Source organism: Oligosphaera ethanolica, from assembly GCF_030814695.1.
GTDB lineage: Bacteria > Verrucomicrobiota > Lentisphaeria > Oligosphaerales > Oligosphaeraceae > Oligosphaera > Oligosphaera ethanolica.
Genome location: NZ_JAUSVL010000001.1, coordinates 4579786 through 4602606, shown reverse-complemented (window position 1 = coordinate 4602606; position 22821 = coordinate 4579786). Strand labels below are relative to the sequence as shown.

Genomic DNA, 22821 nt, shown 5'->3' with positions numbered 1-22821 from the left:
CTTAGTCCTACTTGAAACTGCGCATGGTCCCGGTCGGTTTATGACTGCGGTCCAGGCGCTCCAAGCCGGCCTGACCGAGGAAGAAATCAATCCAGATGTAGTGCATGTGCTTGTCGCCGTGCACTTCAACGCCGTGATTCGACCCCAGCGGTATGTGCAGCAGCGTGTCGCCCTGCATGGGCACTTTGAAGTCGTCAATGAGCACATCGACGTCATTTTCCGGAAAACTGAAGAAGAACTGGTCGAGCATAGGATGCGGATGCTGCGCGACTTTGTCATAGCCATAGGACTCGACCGACCCCATGCAGAAACCCGGGACCACCCGCTGCCGCACCAGCTCGCGGCTGATCGTCTTGTCGCTCTTGTTGGGATCGCGATACTGCACGGCGGCGAAATACTCCTGCACGTAGGGGAACTCCCGTTCCGGCGTCGCCCAGGCCGCACGGCCAGCGGCGGGTATCTCCCACTGTATTTCCAGCATGCGCGTCGCGGTTTGCGCCTGCACGTCGGCGTCCCGGCCGCAGCCCGGCACAAAGACATAGCGGCCTTCGGCGGCGACGGTCTTGCCGCCGGAACTGAAGCAGTAGGCGCCATCAACGGACATGAGGATCACCGCGCGGTCCGCCAGCGCCGCGAAGGTCTTGCGTTCGCCCGCCCCCAGCGCATGCAGATATACCGTCGCGCCGGGTATCTCACCGGGCAGCATCACGCGGCTTTCGCCCGCCTTGAGCGCGTCATTGACACTAACCATCTTCACGTCGTCCATCAGGCACTCCTTTTGCTCAAAATCCGATCGACCACCAGCTGTCGGAAATCCTTCGACAACATCGAAAAATACGCGGTGAAGCCCGTCACCCGCACCACCAGGTCCGGATACTTCGACGGGTCTTCATGTGCGGCCAATATCTTGTCTTCGTCAATGATATTGATGTTCAGCAGGGTATTGCCGCTGTTGAGCAGCGTGCGCACCATGCTCACCAACTTGTCGAGCGACTCGGGCGTATCGCCCAGCGCGGGATCGAGCTCCAGCTGCACGGGCGCGGTATTGCCGTAACCCGGCTGTATCGCCGCAATCGAATTGGCCATCGCCGTCACCGCGCCGTCACGCCGGAAGCCCGGGTGCGGATTGGCGCCGTGGTTGATCGGCTCGCCAGCTTGCCGGCCATTGGGCGTCGCGCCCACTTTCTTCCCGAACTCAATCGTGTTCGCCCACGAAAACCACCCCGGAATGAAATTCAACCCCGGGTGCTCGTCGTTCGCGGCGCGGACCAGCCCCGTGAACAGCTCTGTGATCTTCACAGCCCAAGCATCGCCCAGCGACTCGCCCTGGCAGAAGCGCTCGGAATGCTGCAGCATCTGCCGGCGGTACTCGCCCTCCACGCCGGCGAAATTCGTCTGCAGCAGCTCGGTCAGTTCGGCGAAGCTCAGGCGTTTTTCGCGCTCGATGCGTTGTTCGCAAGCGGCGAAGCTATCGGCGATGGTGGCCATACCGGAGCCGTCCACACACATATTGAAGAACGTCGCGCCCTTGGTCAGATCGAGCCCTTTTTCGATGGGGCCGTGGCTGAGCAGGTTCAGGATCAACTCAGGCTCGTTCTTGTCCTGGTACTTGAGATGGAAGGCAATGCCGTCAGTCGTGGCTTTCACCGCCGCCTTGAGGTGCTTGGTGAAAAGCTCGTAGAGCTTGTCCACGCTCTGCTCGGCTCCGGCCGCCATCTCTTGGTAGGCGACCTCGAACACCTTCGCGATATTGATTTTAACGACGTCATTGAGGGTGTATTCCATGCCCGGTATGCTCATCCAATGGCAGCCCGACGCCAGTCGCCGGCGAGCCAGATCCCGCGAGAAACCGCAACGCATGAAGCCCTCGACCAACGCGCGATCGCCCGTGAAGCGCGGCCAGCCATTCTTGTTGCTGAACAGGTAGCCGACGGCCTTGCGCATGAAGACCGGGTCGGTCTTGTCGTGCACGCGCACCGTCAGGTTGCAGGCGATATTGACCATGTCTGCTGCTTCCAAGATCAGGTAAGACAGGTGATTGGTGGTGTCGTTGCCGTCCTTGTCCGGCCCGCCCAGCTGATAATAGCGGCTGTCGTTGAAGAACAGGCAGCCCAGGTAGAAGCGTGCGTCGTCGTCATCGATGATACCCGCCGCGATGTCGTGCTCGTAGTACGGCAACAGCATCTGGTCAAGCTGCCCGCCCGCCGATCCGCGATTGTAGAGCCGCGAGAAGAAACTGAACCAGCACATCCACTGGATCGCCTCACGCATGGTCTGCGGCGCGCCGTCGGCCATGCGCAAATTGATGTCGGCCATCTCGGACAGATTCAGCCGCAGCGTCGGGTTGCGCTCAATCAGCGCCAACTCCGCCAGCTGCCCGGCAATGCGCCGCAAGAAGGTGATGATCGCCTTCACCACCGCAATCTCGCTGTCGTAAAACTCATAATGCTCAGCCGTGTGCGTCCCGCGATAATGCTCCAGCTTCTGCAGAATGCCGCCCCAGCCTAGCTGCATGCCCATCGTGATGTCGGGATTCAAATGGTGGTCGCGGCCAATGCCCGAGATGATGTTGTACTTGTCAAAGGCCTTCTGCAACTCATCGTAGGGATAATCCGGATGCCAACCGAAGCCACGCAACCAAATCAGAAAGAAAAAGCCGCGGCCCACAAAGGCGTCCAGCGGATCGCAGTACAGCGGGTGCTCGCCCAACAGGCGCGTGTAGTTCTCCGTCCAACCCGAATAACCATAAAATTTACCGTCGGGATGGTTCGGCGTGATCTGAAATTGGAAGTAGTCCGGCGGCACCACCAGGCCGTAGTCGTCCTGATTCAACTCGCCCTGCTTCTCGACCTTCTCCTGCGTCTGCGCCAACTTGCGCTCGCGCAACAAACGCAGGCGCTTCTCGTAGCTGAATTCTTCGTCCGCCGGATACTGATTGATAAATTGTATCATCATGCCGTCACCCCACTCGCACTTCGACACCACGACCTGACAAGGCCCGCTGATAATCGCTCATCTGCTGGTCGCTGTAAGGCCGCGCCGTCACAAAAGGATTGTCCAGCGCCAGGCAACGGTACTTCGCCTCGCCCAGGGGATTGAAATTCAATAGCTCCAGGTACCGCAAGTTCTTGAGCGTGGCCAGGAAATCCACCGTTGCCGCCAGATTCGCCATGTCGTCGGTGGCGCCCGGTATCAAGGGCACGCGCGCAATCATGGGCCGAGCAAAGCCGTCCATGCGCTTGGCATTGGCCAGGATGGTCTCATTGCCGGCGCCCGTCCACCGCTTGTGCTGGGCCGAGTCCATCTGTTTGATGTCGAACATAATCAGATCGAAGTCCCGCAGCACGGCCTCGCAGGGCGCAAGGTCGTAGGCCAGATTGGTCTCCACCGCGCACTCAATGCCGTGCTCGTGGCAGGCGGCAGTGATTTCGGCCGCAAAATCGGTCTGGAGCATCGCCTCGCCGCCCGACAGCGTGACGCCGCCACCGGAATCCAGGTAGTAGGCCTTGTCCTGCAGGACTTCCCGCATGACGTCGTCGCAAGTCATCACTTTGGCGGTGTGCTCCAGCGCGCCCGGGAAACAGACGTCTGCGCAGGCACCACAGTGCGTGCACAGATCGCGCTGAAACGCGTGCTTGCCGTCGATTTCGCGCTGCGCGCCACTGGGACAGACTTTCACGCAATGCAGACAGCCGATGCATTTCGACGCATCGACCATGATGTCGTCCGCCAGCGAGAAGGTCTCGGGATTGTGGCACCAGGCACAGCGCAAGTTGCAGCCTTTGAAAAAGACTGTCGTGCGAATGCCTGGGCCGTCATTCAGGGAAAAGCGCTGTATGCTGGTGATGACGCCGTCCATGCCTCAGAGCTCCACCCACGCGCCATTGCGCTTGTATGCCGACTCGTACATCGCGTTGATCAGCTGCACAGCCCGCCGGCCGTCCGCCGGTGCCGTCAGCAGATCGCCGCCCTGTCGGATCACTTTGGCAAAATTATCCATGGAATTAAGCCACTCGCACTCCCGTGGATAGGGCGCCGTGTCGCTCCACTGGCCGTTCTTGAAGAACTTGGTCACCGGCGTGCTTTCGATGCCGCCTTCGCGGTGGATGTAGGCGCCGTCGGTGCCGTGCAGTTCCATCTGGTAGTACCAAGTGGCCTGCGGATAGCAGGTCGTCGCAAAGATGTTCACGACCAGGCCATTGGCATAACGCCAGGTCGCCACACCGAGGTCTTCCATCTCAATGGCGTGATTCTGCGTCCAGGTGTGGCAAGACACCGCTTCAGGCAGGCCGAACATGAAAATCACTTCGTCCAAGTGATGAATGCTCTGATTGCAGAGAACGCCGCCGTCGAGCTCGCGCGTGCCGCGCCAGCCGCCATTCTCCTGGAAATAGGGCATTTCGCGTTTGACCCGGAGGCTGACGCTCAGCCCCAACGGCCGGCCGAAGTAGCCGTTCTCGACCGCCGCGCGCAAGGACTGCACCGACGGCCGCAAGCGCCGACAGTGATCCAAGCCCAGCACCAGCCCCTTGCTCTTGGCCAAAGCAATGATCTGGTCGCATTTGGCCACGGTCATCTCCAAGGGCTTGGTGACCAGCACGTGCTTGCCGGCCTCGAGCGCCTGGATGGCCAGCTCGCCGTGGCGGCCGGTCTCATTCATCACCATCACGGCCTCAATCTCTGGATTGGCCAGCATCTCGGCGAAGTCCTGCGTATAGGCGGTCTTGCAGGCCTCGGCCGTGCGCTGACAGCGGTCCAGGCGCTTGTCGCAGACCTGCACCACCTTGATGCCCGAGGTCTTCGCCATTTCCTGCGCCCGCACATGGCCCATGCCCAGGCCGACAATGCCAAAACGCACCGGGTTGTCAGCCCATTCCCGCACCAGCGTCGCCGCGTCAATGGAGCACGACTCCTGCTGGGCGCCGGCCGCCGCAGTGGGCCAGGCCTTGTTGACCACGTCCAACACCCGCTTCGTCGCTTCCGCATCCGATATGGTCTTGTCGTAATTGTGCGTTTCTAGACTCACCGGGCCATCAAAGCCCGCAGCCTCCAGCGCTTTGAAGATCTTCGCGTAAGGAACGGCCTCGAATGCGCCGTCCTCAAACCAGATGCTGCCCGTGGATTTGACGTGCACGCATATGGCGCGCTCCGCCAGGCGCTTCAGGTAGGCATTGAGGTCCTTGTCGCGCTCAGCCTTGTCCGTCATCCAGGAGTTCTTCGGGTCCCAGGCAAAGCCCCAGCCCTGGACATCAAAAGCGTCGATGATCTTGAAACACTCTTCCTTGGTGCAGCCGCAGTTCTCAAAGGCCAGACGCAAACCAGCGGCCTTCGCCTTCTCGGCAAAAGGCCGGAAGACCTCCATCACCTGCGCCAGCACATCCGGCCGCACGGCCAGCTCGCCAACCGTCTGCTCCTGGCCCTTTGGCGGCTGCCAGAAAAAGAAGGTCCGCACCAGCTTGCAGTCCAATATCTCACTCGCCCGTATAATCCGCTCCAACTTGTGCATCTCGGCATCCAAACGCTCCTGATTGGGTAAATGCACTTTCGCCAACGACGACTGGATGCAGCCGACCTTCAAGCCATTGGCGTCCAACAGCGCCTTCACCTCGCGCAGCTGATCGTCACTCAAGCCCTCAACCGGACGCTGAAAAATCCGCGCCCGTAAATCGCAGTACGTCAATCCCCATTCTTTCAAATACGGAATGGTCTTCGCAAAATCCAACGACAATTCGTCCGTAAATACCGACTTGTACATGAGTTATAGCTCCTTGGATCAATTTTGATGATTCACAAATCAAATTGATTTTGTATATCTAAATCGATTATAGCACCAAAACCCCCGAAAAGCAATAGCAAAAGGAGAAAAAAAGACAGTCGATCGGACTGATCAAGTCATCGGATCGGTCCGATCCGTCCGATCCGTCCGATCCGTCCGCGAAGAAGACAAAAGACAGAAGCCAGAAGACCCGACAACTCCGCGAAGAAGACAAAAGACAGAAGCCAGAAGACCCGACAACTCCGCGAAGAAGACAGTCGATCGGACTGATCCGACTGATCGGACTGATCAAGTCATCGGATCGGTCCGATCCGTCCGATCCGTCCGATCCGTCCGCGAAGAAGACAACAGACAGAAGATCCGACGGATCCGACGGATCCGACTGATCAAGTCTTCGGATCGGTCCGATCGGTCCGATCCGTCCGATCCGTCCGCGATAAAAGACAGTCGATCGGACCGGGCCTACTCCCCGGTGCCGTGTCCGCGGAGGCTTCTGCCCTTGATATAGCGCATGGCAATGCGGTAGTCATTGCAGGTGTAGTCGTTGCTGTCCACGGAATTTTTCATTTCCAGGAGGAATTTGCGGATGATGGCAGCGCGGTCGCGCATCATGCAATCGAGCTGGAAGGTACTGCCTTCCATGATCTGCAGGCGGTCGACGGCCAGCAGCCGGTAGTCCTTGCCCGGAAAATATCCCTGGTCGAACATCGCCCCGACAAAGAATTCCGTGAGGTTCCTGGTGGCGGTGAAGTACAGCTTATGCGGCGCCAGACCGACAAAATAGTCCTGTGGGAATGGCCGGACCTGCGCCAGCCGGTAGGGCACCAGCAGCTTGTTATCAATAGTCACGCCATGACAAGCACAGCCGGCCTCAAAGCCCTTCAACTTCAACACGTTCTGCTCGGCGTCTTCATAGCCGATGTAGGTCACCGGCATGGCCAGCCCGGACAATACCGTCGCCGCCGTGAAACAGGAACTGAAGTGGTCAACGCCAACCGCCGGGAATATGCCCGGAAAGGGACTGTAGTCCCAGAATATCAATGGTATGCCCAACTTACGCAGTTCGCTGAACACCGGCAGATACTCGTGCAGCAAATGCGGAAAACAGAAAATGCCCTCGAAGCCCTCATTGATCAACTGCAGAAAAAGCTCGTTCTGCTCTTCTGCAGTATCGGGCACCGAAAAGATATTGAGGCTCAGCGCGTATTCGCTCGCCATGCCCACCAGCAGGTCGGTGTAAAAATTCTCGTTCACCGCCAACGAATTGGTCGACTCCCAGCAAAACGCAATCTTATGCGCCTTGTCCGTACGCGGTTTGCCCGCGCGCACAAAGTAGCCATTGCCGCGAAAGCAATCCAAAAAGCCATCGCGCACTAACTCCTGCAGCTTCCGGTGCACTTGACTCTGCGGCACGCCGTATTCATCCGCCAGCTTGCGCTCGCTGGGCAAGCGCTCCCCCGCCGGATAAGCTCCGGACTCTATCCGGTCTTGTAAGATCTCAAGCATGTGTGCGTCCCATGGTGATTGGTGTACCTAAAAGCCCCACAATATAGCATCACCACCCAAATCACCGCAAAATCACCGCTGTAATCCGTCCCATCGTCCCATCGTCCCATACCCCTACGTCCCATACGTCCCATACGTCCCATACGTCCCATACGTCCCCAACTTCCCCCCCCCCAATAAACTTGACGGCGTCCAGTTGCAGTGTTACCATAAATACAGCATTATTTCGTTATGTACATTATTGTTTTATCTTGTCCCGCGTTTTCACTCCCCATCCCCAGTCACAACTCTCAGAAAGGACGCCTCTCATGACGATCAGCGCACAACAGGTCAAAGTCTTGTGTCGGAGTCTCGGTGCGGATTTGGTCGGCATCTCGCCGATTGAGCGCTTCAAGCACGCGCCCTTGCGGATCAGTCCGCAAGGCCATTTACCGTCGGCGAAGTCGGTGATTGTGGCGGCGGTGCACACGCCGGACAGCGCCTGGGAGCTCGGTGGCGAGCCGATTCACAACTGGGGTCCGGCGAGCTGCGTGACCGCGGTGAATTCCCGTCTGGAGCGCATTGGCATGAATGTCGCGAAGTTTCTTGAGGGCTACGGCTTTGCCAGCGTGCCGATACCGCAGACGGCCATCTGGCGTTATCGTCCCTTCAAGGATTTGGACATCACCTTCTCGCCTGATCTCTCGCACATCCATGCGGCAGCGGCGGCCGGTCTGGGCGAAATTGGCTTTCACGGCCTGCTGATGACGCCGGAATACGGCGCCCGCCAGCGTTTCATGACCATCATCACTGAAGCCGACCTGGAGCCCGATCCGCTTTACAACGGCCCGTCGCTGTGCGACAAATGCATGCGCTGCGTCAAGACCTGCGCGCCGTCCTGCGGCCTGCGCAAAGAAGTCCAAGGCACGACCAAAGTGGACATCGGCGGCAAGATCTTCTCCTACATGAACAAGAATAAATGCCGCTGCGCCTGGGCCGAGCGTTTCCAGCTCAGTTTTGACGCCGACATTCCCGACACAGTCGATGAGAGCGTGATTGTCTCCCGGCTGCCTGATCAACGCGAAGGCTACGGGGCTTCGCTGGAGCCCTGCTGGCGCAACTGCGTGCCGGCCTACAGCCGTGGCCAGAATCCCAACCGCAATGTGCCATCACGCAACAGCATGTGGCTGGAACGGGACTTTAATGGCGCCGAATGGCCCAATGGCCTCTCCCCGGTGTCACGACTACTCAGCATCGAGGTCGAAAAGATCCTCTTCGACAAGGGCGTTGATATCTTCGGCGTCTGCTCGGCCGACAAGGTCCGCAACACCCCCGCCGACGAGAAGCTCTACAAGCTCAACCTGATTCCCATGCCCTTCAATGAAAAATGGGGCAAGCTCTCCATGGAGCCGACGAACTACCTCAAGGAAGCCACCCGTGTCATCTCCTTCGGCTTTTCCTTCCCTGAAGAATGCCGCATGCGCGATGAAGGCCAACGCCCCAAAGTCAACAAGGACAAAAAGTCCAATCACCTCATCGTCGCCGGCATTGGCTTCATGAATGAATACGACAGCTCCAAAGCCGCACCACTGGTGGAATCGGCCATGAAGGAAAAGATCATGGACGCCATTCTCGACGTCACCCGGCACCTGGAGGAAAAAGGCTACCTGGCCATCGGCTTGAGTTATCTGCCCGACAACTACGTGGCGCAGGCCTGCGGCATCGGCAAAGTCGCCGCCAACGGCGAGCTGATCACCGACGCCTACGGCAACCGCCAGCTGGTCACCAGCATCATCACCAACGCCCCGCTGGAAGAAGTCCCCGGAACGCCACGCGACAACGGCCCCGCCGGCTCCGTCAAGGTCAAGGCGCCCAGCGCGGAAGATATCACCCGCAAGATCAAGGCCTACGCCCTCGACCACGGCGCCGACATGATCGGCGTCGCTCCCGCCAAGGTCTTCAAGGACTTCAAGAAGCAGCTCCGCGCCAACCTGGACGAGAAGGCCCTCGGGCTGTCTGTGCAGGACCTGCAAGGACGCATGGGCGGCACCCGCTTCGATCCCGTTGTCGAACAACGCGAGTCCGTCTTCAAAGACCCGTGGGACTACCTGGACGACGCGCAGTCCGTCGTGGTCATCGGCATCAGCTGGCCGGAAGGCATCATGAAACGCGCAGAGCAGCCGCCGGCGGAAGCCGTCGGCCCGCATTCCATGTTCGCTCAGCACTGCACCTGGATGCTGCTCAATAATCTGTCCTTTGAACTGACCCGCCAGCTCAACCAGTTCGGCTACCAGGCCGTCCCCACCGAAGACCTCAACGGCAGCGCCTCCAAGGTCGCACATACCTTCGGCGAAATCGTCGATCTGCGCGCCAACGGCTTTGCCGCCGTCGCCGCCGGCCTGGCCGAAATCGGCTGGTGCGGCTACCCACTCACTCGCGAGTACGGCAAACGCCAGCGCTTCTACGCCATCGTCACCAACGCCAAACTCGTGCCCGACAGCATGGACAACGGCAAGCCACTCTGCAAACAGTGCATGAAGTGCGCCAAGGCCTGCCCCGTCAACGCCATCGGCGGCGACGATCTGCAGTTCACTCTCGGCGAACGCACTTGGAAACAGGGACGCATTGACAGCCTCCGCTGCGACTGGGCCAAACGCTACGGCCTCGTCGGCGCCGAAGGACCCGAATTCATGGGCAGCCAGACCAATATCATGCCGCCGGCAAAAATCAACGCCGACGCCCTGGTCGAAGCCATGAAGCATATGGACCCCCTGCAGAAGCGCATCCCCTGCATTGTCGAACGCTGCCTGCTCAAGTGCGCCGCCGGCAAATAAATTGAATGATGGTGGTTTTCGGCCCGAACCGGACAAAGCAAGTCGTCTGATCGGCCAAGTTCGGCCCGGAGGGCCGAACCCTGGACTTTGGACAATTTTTTTTGTTAAAAAATAAATCTAAAAATGAATTTGCATTCTACCTACTCCGTATTATGCTACCCGTAGCTTGAATGCTGGCGTGTCTGGTCACAACAAGGAAAGGCTATGGGTATGGCAAAAGAAATCAGCAGCAACGATCTCTGTAATGTCTTGGAAACAATGCTTGAATCCGGACTAAAGGCATTGCGCTCGGCCAAAGGTTTGGACGGTCGCCTGGAAGCGAACCGAAAGGCAGCCGGAAAAATATCTAACATGTTACTAGTTAGCGATATACTCCGAGAAGCGGGGGAGCCTCTTCACATCAATGAGATCCTTGACCGCGTGCAGAAGCGCCATGGCGTGAAGCTGCGTCGCGAGTCCATCGTGTCGGCGATGACCAAGAAGGTTCTCGACGGACACACGTTCCGGCGTACAGGACGCAACGAATTTGCACTGCTGGACCAAGAGGAGGACGAGTAACCATGGAAAACAAATCGCTGCTTGTGTGGTTGCGTGCCTTTTTGGCGACACTGAGCGTGGGCATCAAGGATGTTCGGTCACGAAAGCGATTTGTCACGATAGGCATCGGCCTTTTGGGCGCCAGTCATCCAAAAACCATAACCAGCGCCATTAACTTTCTAGATATGGTGTTCCACTGGAGCGCGTTCTATAAACTTTTCTCCCGGAGTAAATGGGACTGTGAAGGCATATTCGGGCCCATTATCCAGGAGGCCGTCAGTCTCTGCCCAGTCTACGACCCCATCATTTCCGCCATCGACGATACGCTCGTGCGCAAGACCGGCAAAAAAATCCCCGGTACTGCTTACGCCCGGGACCCTATCAGCCCCCCGTTTCATGTCAATCTGGTCATTGGCCAGCGCTATCTGGAAACGACCATCATGTGCCACGGCTCTGATCCCAACTCCAGTCGAGCCGTACCCGTGGCGTTCAGACACGCACCACCGGTCAAGGCTGGAAAAGTGACAAGTCCGGAGGAGGAACAGATACTGAAGGAAGAGAAGAAAAAGCACAACATGAGTGTGCGCGGTCGCCAGCAGCTTTTTTCCCTTCGTGGGGCAATCGACGCAATACCTGGCGGTTACGACCGTGTCCTTATCCAAAGCGCCGACGGCAGTTTTGCCAACAGCTGTTTCCTGACTGATCCTCCTCACAACACCGTGATCGTCGCGCGAGCGAGGAAGGACACGGTCTTTGTCGAGCCTCTTTGCCCCGAACAACGCAAAGGCAATCGCAAGTACGGCCAACGTCTGCCTTCACCCAAGGATATTCTTGCCAGCGACAACTACGCAACGCGGACCATGGAGGTATTCAAGCACGGACGTAAACTTGCCGTGCATTACAAGTGCGTCCAAAACGTCAGGTGGCCGGGTGCGACCCACGATCAGCCCTGTAATCTCATAGTCATTAAGCCTTTTCCCTATCGTCTGACCAAGAATGGGCGCACTCTCTATCGGCAGCCTGCCTTCCTGGTCGTAACCGGTGCCATAAACAAGATCACGATCGAACAGGCTATAAGGGCTTACTTGCTTCGCTGGGAGATCGAAGTCAGCTTTCGAGACCAGAAAGCAATACTTGGCATTGGCAAAGCCCAGGTGTGGAACAAAGATTCAGTAGCTAAAGTGCCCGCTTTCATCTCGGCTTGCTATGCCGCTTTGCTTCTGGCAAGCATACGACTCTACGATGACAAGCGAAACGAGGCATTCCCAACGCGAGAACGGTGGCGAAACGACCAGGTCACCCGTCCATCCCTGCGCGATCTGGTGCGTTTAATGCAAAGCGAGCTGGCGGAGGAAAAAAAATCAGCACCGGACGTTGCGTAGGAGTCCGTGCAAGATTGTCCAAAGTCCAGAGTTCGGCCCGGAGGGCCGAACCATGCATAACCCTGGCTGAGGCGCCCGGAGGGCGCCGCAACCCAGGGTGGACGAAGCCAAGAAAGCCAGCGCCCGGAGGGCGCCGCAACCCAGGGTGTGACAGCAAGTTGGAATTGCGCCCGGAGGGCGCCACATTGTCTTGCCCGTCACGTCTCACCGCGTCGGAGGGGGGTATGTCGTGCATCCAATAGCAATGGCTCCTATGAAACCGATGCTCTTCATTTAACGGTATCCATGGCACTTGTTGTTTCAACCAAGCAGCCTTTTCTCGTCGCGCATTTCCGCCGCGAAGCGGCAGAAGCGCTGAAAGCGCGAAATATGATAGCCCAGGGCAAGCGGCGCCGAAGGCGCGCGCCGCCCTGGGTAGCGCGCCATATTGGTCCGTGTTCCTCAGCCTCTTTGGCTTCAGTCGGCGAAGCTGACTGGAGCCAAAGAGGCAATGGAACTCATTGATTGCGGCGGCAATTTTGCGCTGTGACCCTTCGTCGCAGGTCTTTTAGGCCGCCCCTTCAGGGCTCTTTTGGGATGGGGCACCTTACCCAGGGCGACGCGCCCTGCGGGCGCTTGCCCTGGGCTATCTTAGGGCGCACCTTCGGTGCTCAAAACCTCGGCGAATGATCTTGTGCATGGTTACCAATCAACTCATCGCCGGCGATTGCCGCATGCTATGTGAAGAGCATTGCTTCTATGAAATCCACTGCCTGGTTAGCCACCTATGGGTAATGGCTGGACGGCGACTGGCCGTGGGTTTCCTGCAAATTGTCCCCGGTGTTTTCCCCACCGGGGTGGTTACTCCTATGAAACACGCTGCCGCACAAGTCGGCGGAAATCAAGGTCGGATGGCTGGGCGGCGGCGGGCCGTGGGTTTCCTGCAAATTGTCCCAGCGAAGCGCCGGGGTGTACACTGACCGATTACGTCTCGCGGCCGTGGAGTGGGCGTCTCGCCCACTCCGACAAGACGGCTCATTAAACCGTCCTCGTCATCCACGCCGACCGTACCCGGCCCGTCTCCCCCGCCGCACGAACCGTGCGCACAGCGGCTGGAAGCCGCTGCTACTCTGGGCCCGCCATGACTCCGCTGCCGCAAAGGTCGGCGAAATTCAAGGTCGAATGGCTGGACGGCGACTGGCCGTGGGTTTCCTGCAAATTGTCCCCGGTGTTTTCCCCACCGGGGTGGTTACTGACCGATTACCGTTCCGCCCGGATATGTTTCCGCGCGGGGTGATTTTTGGCATTTTGGCGTTATTGTTGTCACTTCTTTGAACGGAGTGTCCACGCCATGCCCAAGCCCACGCGCAAAAGTCTCATTCAGTCCGTCGAACGCGCGCTGAATATCCTCGAAGTCGTTCGCGACAGCACGAAATCCGTGCGTGCCATTGATATCGCACGGGCAGTCGGCCTGAGCCCGGCGGCGGCCAACAACATTGTCCGCACTCTCTTCATCCGCGGCTATCTCACGCAAGACGACCACGGCCATTATCTGCTGGGCGGCAAGTCCTACCTGCTGGGCGGCGCGGCCGACAGCTGGGGCGACTTGCGCAGCGTAGCCCGCGAGCCCATGCTCGGCGTCAGCAAAAAGAGCAAATCGCTGTGTTTTCTTGGCGTCGAATGCCAGTCGCAACTGATTGCGGTCAGCATCGCCGAGGGCAATGGCCCGCTCATCGTGCCCCGCAATCAGGACTGGCTCGAACAGCTGCACTGCACCGCCGCCGGCAAAATACTCCTCGCGGCCATGCCCCCCGATCGCTACGACGATTTCAAGCAATGCGTCCCCCTGCAGCGCTTCACCAATAAGACCATCACCGACTGGCAGGAGCTCGACAGCGAGATCAATGCCGTCCGCGACAAGGGCTTTGCCCTCTGCCGCGACGAAAGCGTCTTCGGCCTCTGCTCCTTGGGCGTGCCCGTGATGGACAGCGCCCGCCAGCATGTCGTTGCAGCCCTCGCCGTCGTCTTTTCCAGCTACTACCTCAATGACGACTATCAGGACCAGATGGTCCGCCTACTCCTGGACGCCGCCGCGACCATCTGCACCAACCTGAAATAACGCCGGCACACGCCCCTCCTCCCCAGCGCCTTCGCAAAGCCCTGCCGCGCCCACGCGCGCCGGGGCTATCGCTCTTCCCCGCCGGCTAGCGTAAGGTCACCCCCAAAAGGAGCACCAAGCGTTTTTCGCCTGCCGGAGGCGTTTAATCTGCCTTTCTTTAGTCATAAAATAGACATGACTGCCGCGTATACAGCGGAGTAAAGTTCCAGCCCATGCCCTCAGCTGCTGAGCCGAAAAGGGATAGGTGGGGCAGCGCGAGGGGGAGGAAAGGGCCAACTGGCCGCAGACCTGCACCGCAGGCGCAGGGATAGTCGGATAGCCGCGAAGCGGCGGCCCGAGCGAAGCGAAGGGTATTTTCCTCCCCCTGGCAAAACCAAACTATGCTTTTCGGTCAAGTTCTAGCGCGGCGCATTGAACGCCACAGCCCCTTTTGCGGCACGAGTCTTTGCAGAGCTGTACCAGCAGCGCGTGGTACTCGTTGTACACCCGCGTGTCCTTCGGCAGCGCCGCCATAAAATGCGCCTGCAGGTCTTCATAGCGCATGCGAGTTGCATCGTCTATTTCCAGATGTCGTTCGCTCACCCGCCGCGTGTAGGCGTCGATGACAAAAATCGGCTGACCAAAAGCGTACAGCAGAATAGAATCGGCCGTCTCCTGCCCCACGCCGCGCAACGCCAACAGCTCCCGGCGCCGCCGCCGCAGCTCCACCGGCGAACAGGCCGCTGCGTACTCGACATCATGCTCAAGATAAAATGCCGCCAGGCTATGCAGATACGCGCTTTTCTGCTGGAAGAAGCCCGCCGGGCGGATGAGGTCCTGCAACGCCGGCAGCGGCGTAGCCAGCACGGCGGCGGCGCTGTCCACGCCCGCCGCGTAGAGATTGGCCAGGGCCCGCTCCACATTGCACCAGGCGCAATTCTGGGTCAGTACCGCCCCCGCCACAATTTCCCAGCGGCCGCCATGCCGGCAGGGCCACCAGTGCTGCGGGCCGTAATGCGCATACAGGCGCTCATACAGCGCCATAATCGTCGTCGTGCTCATCGTTTGTTCATCCGCCGGTCCTCGCCGTTCACGGCCCTATTCCAAGGCAAATTTCATAAACACGTAAGGATTTTTCGCCTCGACGATGCCCGGCGTCAGCCCCATACAAAAGCGCTGGCCGTGCCCATCGTTGTCATTGGCGGTGATATTCATTGCGAAGATCATACCGGTGCGCGGCACCAACTTCAGCGCCGTCCAGGGAATGGCGATGCGGTAACAGGTGATATCATCCCGGCGCTCAACGCAAGTGGTTATCGCCGCCTGCACGTCGGCCAGCCGCCCGACTTCATAGAGCTGGGTGACTTCGGCAGCCGGCCCTGCCGGCGTCAAGCCGAAGCCGAACTCGTAGTCGTCCTGGCCGTAGCCGTGGACATACGGCAGCGCGTTGGCCAGCGAATCAATGCCCACCTGCACGGCGTCCTGCGACCAGAGCTTGCCCGGCTTCTGCTGCTGGAAATGGATGTCGTCGCGCACATTCAGCAGCAGGTAGAGCCTCTCGTCGTCATAGGCGACCGCGCCTTCCAGGCTGAGGTCCTGTGGGCCGGCCCAGCCATTGCCCGGGTCGTTGGGCAGCAGGTAGTCCCGCGTTGATAACGACGGCAGCCGGCCGGCCATTGCCGGCAACCCCGCGTCGGCCAGGAGCTGTGCGCCCGCCGCCGTCCTGGGGCAAGCCATGATCTCGGCGCGATAGTTGCCAGCCAGATCCCCCAACGTGGTCTGCGCGGTCATGGTCAGCGCACGCTGATTCAGCGAGGCTGGCGACGCAAAGGTCAGCAGCACGGTCTCACCAGGGCCGAGCGTCAATTCCCGCACTGGCTCCGCAAACTCCGCGCCATCAAGACGGCAACGACCGCTCAACGCCTGCTGGCGGAGGTTGCTAACCAGCACCGCTAGGCAATCCGAACGCTGCAGCTGCCAGGCAAAACTCAGCGGCGGACAGTCGTAACGCATGTCGCGCAGCGCGGCATGAAACACCTCCGCACTCAGCTCCGCCCCGCAGAAGACGTACTGCGGCTGGCCGGACAGTGTCAGCTTCACCCTGTCGCCCGCCGGGCAGTCCAGCGGACGATTGAACATGTCGCGCAATTCGACCGACCCCGGAGGCAGCCCTATCTCAGCGGCAAAGCCGTTGGGCAGGCTCGTCCATAGCGCGGCAAAAAGCCGCCCGTCGCGATGGCGGTAGGTGAAGCAGTGCAGGTCGCTGTTGGCGATCAGGCGTTCGCCCTTGGCACCGTCCAGCACCTGCGCCGTGGCCGCATAGACGGCCGCCACCGGCAGGGGCCGGCCAGCTCGCCACAGCCCGTAGTAGTAGCGTTGGCGCTCAATGCAGGAATCCGTAAGGAAATACATCACCCGCTCAACCCCGGCGCTCATGCCCAGCAGCATGAGCCGCGCGCAATAGGACGCATGACGCATGGCCGCCGCTGACAAGTAGTCCTCCTCCACCGACAGGCCCCAGCCGATCTCGCCATACCAGATCGGCTGCTGCCCGCCATGGCTGGCAATGATCTCGCGCAAACGCATGGTCTTCTCGTACACGCCGTTCTGTTCCGGGCCAATGTCGGCACCGTCGACGCTGATGTAACGCGCATCGGCGTAGGGATGCACCGCAAGCACGTCGATGTGCTGCCCGGCGCGAGCCAGCACCCCGTCCAAAAAATGGAAACCGCGGGTGAAATCCACGCCGGACACGCCAGCGGCGAGAACCTTCATCTCCGGTCGCTGCTGGCGGATCAGCGGCACAATGCGCTCCAGCATCTCGCAGTAGCGCTCTACGGCGAACTCACGGCCTTTCTGATAGAGATTCACAACGCTCAGGTCCGGCTCGTTGATCAGTTCGACGCAAGCGCTGTCCTTGGCCGCAAGCACAAATTCGCGCACAAAGCGCTCTTGCTCGACGGGATCGGCCAGGCCGGGCGGATCGCTGTCCTTGAGCCGATACTTCGGCGGCGGGGAACAAACGCCGAGGCACTCCAGCTCGGACATGCCGTAGTCCCGCGCACTCCGGCCAAGCAGCTCCGCCAGCGCATAATGGCCGTCGCTTTCCTTCAGCCAGCGCCAATCGCGAAAATGCCGCAGCCACGACGCGCCAATGCGCCGTCCGTACGCCACCGGCCCAGGATGCAGCCCGAAATACGAATCCGCCCGCGGTGGCAGGGGCTCGTCCATCACCACAAAAGGCAGATCGTATGCCGCCGTACCCGACGGCGACGTCGCCCGCAGCCGCACGACATAATAACCGCGTTCGCAGGCCGACATGACCGCCAGCGCTTCTTCATGTAACGCACCGGCCGGCAACGTGATGTCACGCGTCAAGAGGCTCTGGTCCTTGCCATCCTGACTGGACAACTGCGCCTCAATCCGCACGGATTGCGCCTCGCCGGCATTGTTGCGCAGCCGCAGTGTCCCGCGCAAAGGCTCAGCCGCTGGCGCCAGGAAGCCGGCGGCGTCACCGATATCGTCCATGCCCACGCTCAACACGCCAGGCATCGTGAACTCGGGCAATTCCTCGCCCTCGCTGATCTGCATGGCGTCAATCCAGAGAGTCTGGTCGCTGTCTTTGGCGATGCCGACCGTCGGGCTGGTCATGGTCTTGCTCACTGGAAACGCGAAGCTCACCCGCCGCCATTCGCTATCCACGTTGAAGCGCTGGTGAATGATCATGCTGTACGACTGGTTCCAGGAACTGAAGACGCACTCGCCCGCCCGATCACCACGAACATAGAAGCTCACGCGATAGTGCCGGCCAGGCCGCAGCAGCTGAAACAGGTATTTGGTCTGGACGCTCTTCTCGCCGGCCGCAAAAAGCAGGCTGTAGTCACCATGCCAAGCCGGGACGCTGTTGTCCCGCGGCAGCCGCAAGTGCTCGCTGCCAGTCTCAAAAGACGCGTCACCCGGCCAGATATTCGCCGGCTCTTCTGGCATGGCAGCGCTTGCTGCCGCCCCGACGGCCACAGCCGCCGTCGGCCGTTCGCCCAGCGGCGGCGCCGGCCTCAGCGCCCGCACATTGAGTGGCTCCGGCCGGCTGTCACGCACCGAGACCTCGTCGATCCACAGCCGCCCCTGATTGTTGGGCGCGTGATAAATGTACAGATGCGCCCGTGTCGTACCCGCAGGAAAATGCTCCGGCAGGACTTCCGCCGCGAAGAGCTGCCAGGGGAATATCCCGCCCGCCTGAATGAGATTGTTGCGGCCGCCGGGATACATGGCAAAGGGCAGCACTTTCTCCTTGCCCTCGGCGTCCCGACCAAAGCACAGCACCCGCACAAAAGCACCTTTTTCCGCCAGGCCCTCGCCCTTCATGGCCAGCTGGATGCGGTAACTCTCGCCCGGCGTGTAGGTGAAGGAACGCAGCAGGTAATTCGTCTTGCCGCAATCGGCGTTGTGCAGGCAGTAGGCGTGACCACCGCCATAGACGTCGTCGCCCACCACCTGCCCCGGCGACGGCAGGCCACTCCAATGCGAATACGCCCACCCACGCGCCAAGTCCTCAAAATCACCATTGACCAGGCACTCCGCAGCAGACGCGACACCAGCCACAAGCAGCAGCCAGGCAATCAGCCACGACGCCACCCACGCACGAACGCATGTCGCCGCCAGCCCAGCAAAACGCATCCCCCCCCCCACACCAAGGCTTCCACCGCCATCACTATGCCCGCTCATAGCCACCACCTTGCTGTCTCGTTAATGTATGCCGTTGTTAATGATAAGCCCCCAAAGGGCATTGCCAGAAGTGATGCACATTTTACTGGGCGTTGCCATGGACGATGTTGACGACGCCCCGGCGGGGCTTAGCTGATGTGGAGGACACCTTCTCAAAGGAGTTCTCGAAAGCAACCGTGATAAACTCTGACATCATTCCGTAACCATTGAGACCGCACCAATGCAGTAATCATCCACGCCGTGCCGGTATCTTTCCACCGACCCTCCGCAGGCATTCAATGACGGCCTGAGTCCCACCCTCAATATCACATTCCCACACCACCAGGACTTGCCAACCCAGCTTCTTCAACAGGTCGAGTACAAAGTGGTCGCGTTCGACATTGCGACGAAACTTTTCTTCCCAAAATGAGGAATTTTGCTTGGGAGACGCAGCCAAGCGACATCCTGGATGCCGATGCCAAAAACAGCCATTGACCAGCACAATAGTTTTGTACTTGGGCAAAACTATGTCGGGCTTCCCAGGCAATCCACTGCCATGCAACCTAAACCGAAATCCGCATCGGTGCAGCTCAGAGCGAACCATCTTTTCAGGACGCGTATCCTTGGATTTCACCTTGGACATGATCTGGGAACGCCGCGCCTTGCTCACGGTATCAGCCATCGTCACCCTTGAGATGATCATCAATCCGTTTCATGATACGCTCTTTGGATACGGAGGATGCCGGCAGACGTTCCGCCCAAAGTCGTCCTCGGTGCAACGAATCCCAGGCCGAACGCCGCTGATTATATCGGCCACTGCCTGGATCGTGATTGCCAAAACCGTCAACGACTCGATTCCACAGCGGCGCATACATCTCAATGAGCAGAGACTCGCCAAGTGGAATCCAAATGTCATCAACCACAAGATATCGACACCAAAAGTCGTCTATCGACAAATCGTTGGCAAGCTGCAGTGATTTGGCATGTTCATCCAGTCGCTTGTACAACGCTTGTCCAGGGTCTTCACCTAGACCAAAGCCGCCCTTGCGTGCACCGGGAGGAACCGCCTTGCCGACATATATTGGCAAGGCAAACTTATCACCCCGATTAGCTTGGGCTATCTTGGTATAAAACGGATGCGGCCCTACGTAGTATATGGCATATATCCCGGCACCAACAAAAGGCTTGGGCGGCAACACGCTCACCGCTTGCTTTATCAGCGCGGCAGCGACACTCTTCCCGAGATTTCTCTTGTCAAGCGGATTGAATGGAGGCACTTTTCGCGGAACATCATTCGTCGAACTCATCAGCCCCTCTCCTGCATCACTTGCTCAACAATGCTCCGTCCAACGACCTCAGCTAGTCGCACGGGCACGGCATTCCCAATCTGGCGCATGGCCTCGGTCCACGACCGGCAGAAAATATAATCATCTGGAAACGTCTGTATGCGGGCCGCCTCGCGAGCCGTATAATATCGACAGCGCCCATCCGCATAGACAATCATGTTCTCCCCGCCTGGTACGCCATGCGCGCCAGCCTTCAAGGTTTTTGATGGCTCATCCAGCAAACTCCCGGTATGACCTGGATAGGGCTTCGCACCGCCTCGAAACTCATGATTGGGAATGTCATTGGGCGACAGAGGGTCCGGAAGCCCGGCCAAAGCATCACGGACCGTTTGATAACGCTCGCCATCTGGCGGAAATAAACCATACTGATCCAATAGACGTCTCACCCTCATTTGGGCGTAGGGCGAGCATTCAGGCCGTTCACGCAACGGCACGGCATGCAAATCCCAATACTCTCCGGTAACCCATTGCTCCCAAAGCAGACGATCAAGATTGTGAGTGGCTTTGGGAAAATTCCACTCCAAGCCCGAATCCGAGCGAAAACCAACCATGAAAACGCGATGCCGATGTTGCGGAACGCCAAAATCCGACGCGTCCAACAATCTGAATACCACCCTGTACGACAAATCGCTGAAATGACAGCCAGTATGAATTTTTTCCAAGCGGGACAGATGATCACTCCAATCCTCGTTGTCAAGCATGGACACTGTCGGATAGGTCAATTGCAGAAGCACGTAATTCAAATAGGTCGAGAAGCTTCCACGCAGAAGCCCTTTGACGTTTTCAAAGACAAAGCACTGGGGAGTCAGTTCACGAACAGCGCGAACGGCTTCCGGAAACATGTCGCGGGCATCCATGCGCCCCAACGCTTTCCCCCCAAGAGAAAAAGGCTGGCAGGGCGGCCCCCCCGCGACCAGATCAACAGACTTCGCGATGTTCCCGTAGTTGATGCTTCGGACATCTCTCTGATGTAACACCCACCCTTTTGCCAGATCCTGGCCACGGTTGACATTGGCTCGTATGGTGTCACACGCTTGAGCATTGTATTCAACCATCGCTAAATGACGACAGCCGACCTTCTCCAAACCAAGCGCCAGGCCACCAGCGCCTGTAAACAATTCAATTGATCGCAAAGTACTCATTTTTCCATGCAAGCCCATTCACACCGCCGCCTGAATCACGCCCCAACAACTATTTGGAAATACGCAACATGAATAGTATATAGTCAATAATTACGGATTCCACGGCGCGCAACCTCGCTTTTGTTCCGCATTTGTAATCCCTCGCTCATTGATAATCGTTGTCCCTGCGTCTTTTTTGGCCGGCCAGCCGCAAACCGTCATCCCGGTGGTATTTGAGAGCCGAAAGCGCTGAAAACAAAAGACTGCAGGAAAGGCTGGTACCAATGAGTGAGGCATGACCCACATTTCGTTCGTTACTTTTGCCCGGCGGCCCCCCTATAGCCCCCCTGCACCCTCTCCCCCTCCTGCCCATTTTGGGGGCTTGGGCCATTGTTTTTCGGGGCGCAGGCAGTATCTTTTTCGCCGCTTGTTTGTCACCTCCCGACACGCCTTGTCCACGCCTAACCACAGAGGTTATTCCACCCATGCTGACGCCGGACACCCCCTTGGCCATTTTCATGGAAGACACTTTCGGTAAACCCTTTGGCAAGATGGGCTACGGCGTTCTGAGATTCTCCGCCAATCCCGTCGTCTGCATCGTGGACAGCACCCAGGCCGGCAAGCGCGCCGGCGAGGTCATGCCCGCAACCCCGCGGCCAGACTGCCCGATCGTCGCCAGCGTCGCGGACGCGGCAGCCTTGGGCGCCAAGGCGCTGCTACTGGGCAGCGCGCCTTCCGGCGGTCGCCTTCCCGACGCGTGGCTGCCCGCCCTGGACCAGGCCATCGCCCTGGGACTCTGCATCATCAACGGCCTGCACCAGCGTCTCAATGACCGCTACCACAGCCTCGCGCCCGGCCAATGGATATGGGACATCCGCCAGGAACCCGCCAATATCGGTGTCGGCAAAGGCCGCGCCCGCGAACTCACCAACAAACGCCTGCTCATCGTCGGCAGCGACATGGCCAACGGCAAAATGACCAGCGGCCTGCTCATTGCCGAAGCAGCACGACGCCACGGCGTCAAGACCGAGTTTCTGGCCACCGGCCAGATCGGCATCGTCATCAGCGGCCGCGGTGTACCCCTGGACGCCATCAAGCTCGACTACGCATGCGGCGCCATCGAGCAAGGCGTGATGGAACTGGCCGACGCCGATCTCATCGTTGTCGAAGGCCAGGGCTCCATCCTCCATCCCGGCAGCACCGCGACCCTGCCGCTGCTGCGCGGGTCCTGCCCGACACACCTCATCCTCAATCACCGCGCTGACATGCTTACCCTGCGGGACTTCCCGTGGCTGAAGATACCGCCGCTCAAAGAGCTGGCGGCGCTTTACGAAGCCATCGCGTCGGCCTGCGGTACCCTCGTACCCGCAAAAGTCGTCGGCATCACCCTCAATACCTCCCTGCTCAACGAAGAACAGGCAAAAGACGCCATCGCCCGTACTGAAGACGAAACACAACTGCCAACCACCGACTGCGTCCGCTATGGCGCCGAAAAACTCATCCCGCCCCTGGCACTCTGCTGAACTTGGCCACGCCGCTCACGCGGCGGCTTTCTCGGC

The 22821-nt window shown here is 59.3% G+C and carries 17 protein-coding genes; 5 read left to right on the top strand and 12 right to left on the bottom strand.

Features of this window, described 5'->3' with window-relative positions; genetic code table 11:
- Window positions 1-7 precede the first annotated feature (7 nt).
- From J3R75_RS16175 to J3R75_RS16155, 5 genes are all read right to left on the bottom strand, one after another.
- On the bottom strand, window positions 8-766 hold the full coding sequence (locus J3R75_RS16175; protein ID WP_307263706.1) for a hypothetical protein: 759 nt from the start codon (window positions 764-766) through the stop codon (window positions 8-10).
- A complete protein-coding gene (locus tag J3R75_RS16170) occupies window positions 766-2955 on the bottom strand; it encodes a pyruvate formate lyase family protein (RefSeq protein ID WP_307263703.1) in 2190 nt (729 codons plus the stop codon). The genes J3R75_RS16175 and J3R75_RS16170 overlap by 1 nt, the downstream gene beginning before the upstream one ends.
- Before the next feature lie 4 nt (window positions 2956-2959).
- Window positions 2960-3859, bottom strand: a complete 900-nt coding sequence (locus tag J3R75_RS16165) for a glycyl-radical enzyme activating protein (protein ID WP_307263698.1) — start codon at window positions 3857-3859, stop codon at window positions 2960-2962.
- Between the two features lie 3 nt (window positions 3860-3862).
- The gene (locus tag J3R75_RS16160) at window positions 3863-5755 is read right to left on the bottom strand and encodes a TIM barrel protein (protein WP_307263696.1); all 1893 of its coding nucleotides are present in this window, start codon (window positions 5753-5755) and stop codon (window positions 3863-3865) included.
- Window positions 5756-6238: 483 nt separating this feature from the next.
- A complete protein-coding gene (locus tag J3R75_RS16155) occupies window positions 6239-7282 on the bottom strand; it encodes a GntR family transcriptional regulator (protein WP_307263694.1) in 1044 nt (347 codons plus the stop codon).
- 308 nt (window positions 7283-7590) lie between these two features.
- Here J3R75_RS16155 and J3R75_RS16150 point away from each other — a divergent pair, with 308 nt between their 5' ends.
- The 3 genes from J3R75_RS16150 to J3R75_RS16140 all read left to right on the top strand — a co-directional run bounded on the left by J3R75_RS16150 (window position 7591) and on the right by J3R75_RS16140 (window position 12014).
- A complete protein-coding gene (locus J3R75_RS16150; RefSeq protein ID WP_307263691.1) occupies window positions 7591-10095 on the top strand; it encodes a hypothetical protein in 2505 nt (834 codons plus the stop codon).
- Between the two features lie 210 nt (window positions 10096-10305).
- Complete coding sequence (locus J3R75_RS16145; protein WP_307261650.1) at window positions 10306-10653, top strand: HTH domain-containing protein; 348 nt, start codon at window positions 10306-10308, stop codon at window positions 10651-10653.
- Between the two features lie 2 nt (window positions 10654-10655).
- Window positions 10656-12014, top strand: a complete 1359-nt coding sequence (locus tag J3R75_RS16140) for a transposase (RefSeq protein WP_307263689.1) — start codon at window positions 10656-10658, stop codon at window positions 12012-12014.
- Between the two features lie 300 nt (window positions 12015-12314).
- Here the strand turns inward: J3R75_RS16140 and J3R75_RS16135 are convergent, their stop codons facing one another.
- Both J3R75_RS16135 and J3R75_RS16130 read right to left on the bottom strand, forming a co-directional pair.
- Window positions 12315-12440 carry a hypothetical protein gene (locus tag J3R75_RS16135; protein ID WP_307263686.1) on the bottom strand — a complete coding sequence of 42 codons (126 nt, stop codon included), beginning with the start codon at window positions 12438-12440 and terminating at the stop codon, window positions 12315-12317.
- A gap of 338 nt (window positions 12441-12778) precedes the next feature.
- Complete coding sequence (locus J3R75_RS16130) at window positions 12779-12970, bottom strand: hypothetical protein (RefSeq protein WP_307263684.1); 192 nt, start codon at window positions 12968-12970, stop codon at window positions 12779-12781.
- Between the two features lie 374 nt (window positions 12971-13344).
- Here J3R75_RS16130 and J3R75_RS16125 point away from each other — a divergent pair, with 374 nt between their 5' ends.
- Window positions 13345-14112 carry an IclR family transcriptional regulator gene (locus tag J3R75_RS16125; protein WP_307263683.1) on the top strand — a complete coding sequence of 256 codons (768 nt, stop codon included), beginning with the start codon at window positions 13345-13347 and terminating at the stop codon, window positions 14110-14112.
- 378 nt (window positions 14113-14490) lie between these two features.
- On the opposite strand, the gene J3R75_RS16120 is transcribed toward J3R75_RS16125, so the two are convergent.
- From J3R75_RS16120 to J3R75_RS16100, 5 genes are all read right to left on the bottom strand, one after another.
- Entirely contained in the window at window positions 14491-15153 is a 663-nt protein-coding gene (locus tag J3R75_RS16120; RefSeq protein ID WP_307263681.1) for an endonuclease III domain-containing protein, read from the bottom strand.
- 36 nt (window positions 15154-15189) lie between these two features.
- Window positions 15190-18816 carry a sugar-binding protein gene (locus tag J3R75_RS16115; protein ID WP_307263679.1) on the bottom strand — a complete coding sequence of 1209 codons (3627 nt, stop codon included), beginning with the start codon at window positions 18814-18816 and terminating at the stop codon, window positions 15190-15192.
- Between the two features lie 229 nt (window positions 18817-19045).
- A complete protein-coding gene (locus J3R75_RS16110; protein ID WP_307263677.1) occupies window positions 19046-19477 on the bottom strand; it encodes a very short patch repair endonuclease in 432 nt (143 codons plus the stop codon).
- The gene (locus J3R75_RS16105; protein WP_307263675.1) at window positions 19470-20102 is read right to left on the bottom strand and encodes an Eco29kI family restriction endonuclease; all 633 of its coding nucleotides are present in this window, start codon (window positions 20100-20102) and stop codon (window positions 19470-19472) included. Before J3R75_RS16105 ends, J3R75_RS16110 begins: the two co-directional genes overlap by 8 nt.
- The gene (locus tag J3R75_RS16100; RefSeq protein ID WP_307263672.1) at window positions 20102-21301 is read right to left on the bottom strand and encodes a DNA cytosine methyltransferase; all 1200 of its coding nucleotides are present in this window, start codon (window positions 21299-21301) and stop codon (window positions 20102-20104) included. Before J3R75_RS16100 ends, J3R75_RS16105 begins: the two co-directional genes overlap by 1 nt.
- A 446-nt stretch (window positions 21302-21747) precedes the next feature.
- Between J3R75_RS16100 and J3R75_RS16095 the strand changes: the two genes are divergently transcribed.
- Entirely contained in the window at window positions 21748-22785 is a 1038-nt protein-coding gene (locus J3R75_RS16095; RefSeq protein ID WP_307263669.1) for an N-acetyltransferase DgcN family protein, read from the top strand.
- Window positions 22786-22821: the final 36 nt, after the last annotated feature.